Origin of the sequence: Mesorhizobium sp. M2A.F.Ca.ET.037.01.1.1, from assembly GCF_003998075.1 — a bacterium.
Taxonomy (GTDB): domain Bacteria; phylum Pseudomonadota; class Alphaproteobacteria; order Rhizobiales; family Rhizobiaceae; genus Mesorhizobium.
On sequence record NZ_RZSA01000739.1, the window covers coordinates 1 to 3,454 of the forward strand.

General features: G+C 62.8%; 5 protein-coding genes. 3 read left to right on the forward strand and 2 right to left on the reverse strand.

Going from position 1 to position 3,454, the window contains the following annotated elements; translation table 11 throughout:
• Positions 1-5: 5 nt before the first annotated feature.
• Positions 6-686 (forward strand): response regulator transcription factor, encoded by a 681-nt coding sequence (locus tag EOA27_RS28045; RefSeq protein WP_245491179.1) that lies wholly within the window; start codon positions 6-8, stop codon positions 684-686.
• A 49-nt stretch (positions 687-735) separates the two neighbouring features.
• Here the strand turns inward: EOA27_RS28045 and EOA27_RS28050 are convergent, their stop codons facing one another.
• The gene (locus tag EOA27_RS28050) at positions 736-1,320 is read right to left on the reverse strand and encodes an invasion associated locus B family protein (RefSeq protein WP_126081221.1); all 585 of its coding nucleotides are present in this window, start codon (positions 1,318-1,320) and stop codon (positions 736-738) included.
• Between the two features lie 115 nt (positions 1,321-1,435).
• Between EOA27_RS28050 and EOA27_RS28055 the strand changes: the two genes are divergently transcribed.
• Both EOA27_RS28055 and EOA27_RS28060 read left to right on the forward strand, forming a co-directional pair.
• The gene (locus tag EOA27_RS28055; RefSeq protein WP_245466932.1) at positions 1,436-1,828 is read left to right on the forward strand and encodes a hypothetical protein; all 393 of its coding nucleotides are present in this window, start codon (positions 1,436-1,438) and stop codon (positions 1,826-1,828) included.
• Positions 1,829-2,073: 245 nt separating this feature from the next.
• A complete protein-coding gene (locus EOA27_RS28060; RefSeq protein WP_126081220.1) occupies positions 2,074-2,541 on the forward strand; it encodes an NUDIX hydrolase in 468 nt (155 codons plus the stop codon).
• A 6-nt stretch (positions 2,542-2,547) separates the two neighbouring features.
• Here the strand turns inward: EOA27_RS28060 and EOA27_RS28065 are convergent, their stop codons facing one another.
• Entirely contained in the window at positions 2,548-3,384 is an 837-nt protein-coding gene (locus EOA27_RS28065) for a citryl-CoA lyase (protein WP_127257772.1), read from the reverse strand.
• Positions 3,385-3,454 lie beyond the last annotated feature (70 nt).

The window sequence follows — 3,454 nt, forward strand, 5'->3', positions numbered from 1 at the left end:
TGTCGATATTGGTCGTCGACGACGAGCCGCCGATCCGCAAATTGCTGCGCGTCGGCTTGGGCAGCCAGGGCTATACGGTCTCCGAGGCGCCGAACACCAAGGCGGCGATCGAGTTCTTGCAGACCGAACGGCCGGACCTGATCCTACTCGATCTCGGCCTGCCCGGCATGACCGGCCTGGAGCTGCTCGGCAAATGGCGCGGCGAGGGTCTCGACATTCCGGTCGTGATCCTGTCCAGCCGCACCGACGAGGCCGGCATCGTCTCGGCGCTCGAGCTTGGCGCCGACGACTATGTGACCAAGCCTTTCGGCATGAACGAGCTGGTCGCGCGCATCCGCGTGGCGCTGCGCCACAAGTTCCAGCAGCAGGGCGAGAAGCCGGTGTTCCACACCGGCGATCTTTCGGTCGACCTGGTGAAGCGCATCGTCAGGGTCGAGGGCAAGGAAGTGAAGCTGTCGCCCAAGGAATACGCCATCCTGCGCATGCTCGTGCAATATGCCGGCAAGGTGCTGACGCACCAGTTCCTGATGAAGCAGATCTGGAACGACTCGACCGACGTGCAATATCTGAGGGTCTACGTCCGCCAGCTGCGGCAGAAAATCGAGAAGACCCCGGACCAGCCGCGCTACATCATTACCGAGACGGGCGTCGGATATCGTTTGCGCGAAGTGGACGGAAACGAATAAGGTGACCGGCTTTCGCCAATCGCCTCAAAATGAATACCCTCGTTGTGGATCAATCCGCCGACAGATCCGCCGTCCGCGCCAGCGCGCTTCCAAAACCGTTGAGCGAGATGGTGAAGGAGATCGGCTGCATGGTGTCCGCGGCGATAGCGTTGATCTTGAGCGTGGTGGCGTTCTGCAGCAGCGGCGTGGTGTCGGCGTCGAATGTCACCGGAACCAGGCAACCCACCGCCTGGCAGGTGCTGAACTGCAGCGTGCCGTCGAGCTTCTTGTCGTCGATTTCGAGCGCGACGCCGTTGGCCAGCGCAAGTCCGAAAGGCAGCGCCAGCGTGCCCGCGGCGTCCTTACCCGTCTTGGTCGTCAATTCGATCGCCAGCAGCCTCTGGCCGCTCTGCTTGTTGAACTGCTGATGCGACAGGCTGCAGACCTTGTTGGTGCCGGTGACCTGGCAGTTCACCGTCCAGTCGCCATGCGTTTCCGAAAGCGCCGACGCGCCACCCGGCAGTTGCGGCTTGGCCGCCGCGCCGGCGGGCTGGGCGGCCACCTTGTCGCCCTTGTTCTGCGCGGCGAATGCCGGCGGACCGACGATGCCCGCGACGGCCAGCATCGCTATGGCAAACTTATACCTGATTTTCATCGAATCCCTCTTTGCCAACCGGCCAGTCGCGTGGACGGGCGGAGCCGCTGTTAGAGCCGCCAGCCGCCGCCGCCGTCAAGTGCAATGCTGAGGCACGGGCCGGATCTCCTTTGGCATGACAATCGATCAGCTGACCATGGCGCCGCCGGTCGAACACCCTATATTAGGCAGAGGTTCTGTTTTTCATGCGGACAAGGAAGCCATGTCGTCCCGCCGCCTATCGACGTTTCTGATTTCAGCTGTCCTGGCGGCCACCGGCTTGCTGGGCATGGCTTCCGGCGTATCGGCCCAGGTCGTCATCCCGACGAATCGCAACGCATTGGTGCAGCAGAACCAGCTGCAACAGTTGCAGAACCAATTGCAGCGGCAGCAATACCAGCAGCAGCAGCAGATCTATCGTGAGCTCGACCGGCCGACAGCGCGCCAGCCTCAGCCCAACGTGCCGGTATATGATCAGACATGTCGCATGGAAGCGGTCGGCAACACGATTTCGCGGGTTTGCCGCTGACATTTTGTTTTTTTAGTTTATTAGCCGACTTAGTTACCGGCAAAATACCGGATTGCAAGGGCGGTGGTTTTAGAGCAATTCCAGGAAAAGTGTGACACGGTTTTCCGTCAGGAATTGCGTAAAAACAGAAAGATAGAGCGGTTCGCCGTTTCCACAAAACGGTGAGACGCTCTAGGGTTTGCAGGGGGACAGGTTTTTGCCGCGTGGTAGCTTGCGGCGGGACGCTGCTCCTACCGGAATTTGGGATGGCAACAACCAAGAAGAAAGCAGTTCGCCGAGCCAAGAAAGGGCAACGGATCCGCCAGGTGGCGGCGATTCCGTTTCGGTTGCGGGAAGACGGTGGCCTCGAAGTGCTGCTGGTCACCTCACGCACCACGCGGCGCTTCATCGTGCCCAAGGGTTGGCCGATGAAAGGCAAGAGCGGACGCAGGGCGGCAACGATCGAAGCCCAGGAAGAGGCCGGTGTTCTCGGCAAGTCGCTGAAGCAGCCTGCCGGTACCTATTCCTATTGGAAACGCATGACCGAGGGCTTCATTCGGGTGGACGTTTCGGTCTATCTCCTCCAAGTCACGGAGGAACTTGCCGATTGGCGGGAGGCCGCGAACCGGCAACGCGCATGGCTGCCGCCGGCAGACGCTGCCCTGCTCATCGACGAGCCTGAGCTTTCGACGCTGCTCCGGGATCTGACCATTCCAGCGCCCGATCCGGCTTAAACCGTCCTATTCGGTGTCGGGAAAAGGCCGTACCGGCATGCCGGTATAGGCCCACAGCCATTCCCGGGGCAGCGGCCCCTTGTTGCGGTCGCCTTGTTGCGACTGTTCCCATGCATGCGCCAGAATGCCGACCGACCGCGACAAAACGAACAGGCCGCGCGTCAGCGCCGGGGGGAACCCGAGCTCGCCATAGATGACGGCCGTCGTGCCGTCGATGTTGAGCGGGATCGTCTTGCCCTTGCGCGCGGCGACTTCCGCCTCGATTGCCCCGGCAATGTCGGCAAAACGCCCACTGACCACGCCGCGCGCGGCGAATTCCCGCGTCAGCTCGATGAGGCGGGGCGCGCGCGGATCGACCGGGTGGAAGCGGTGGCCAAGCCCCGGCACATAGCCTTTCTCCTCGGCGAAGAAACGATCGAGCCGCGCCTTCACTGCCTGGGCAAGAGGCGTGCCGCCATCCATCGCCGCGGCGATATCGCCATAGAAGGAAAGCGCCTGCTCGCCGGCGCCCCCATGCACGTCGCCAAGCACGTTGATGGCCGACGCCATCGCGTTGTTGATGCCGACGCCGCAAGTGGCGGCCATGCGGGCGATCGCGATCGACGGGGCCTGCGGACCGTGGTCGACGGCCGCGCCCAGCGCAATGCCGAGCAGTGCCGCCTGCTCTTCGCTTGGCAATTCGCCGCGCAGCATCAGCCAGATCATCGCCGGGAAGCTGACGCGGCCGATCAGATCCTGGATCTCGTAGCCGCGCAGCCGGATGACGCCCGGCCGCATCTCGATGATGGACGTTTGCCACCATTCCTCCGCGCGCCCGCGGCCGGTCTTTTTATCTTCGCTCATGCCTGCGCCCTCGACGTACCGCGCCCGGGCGCGGTACGTCGAGGGCGCAGGCATGAGCGAAGATAAAAAG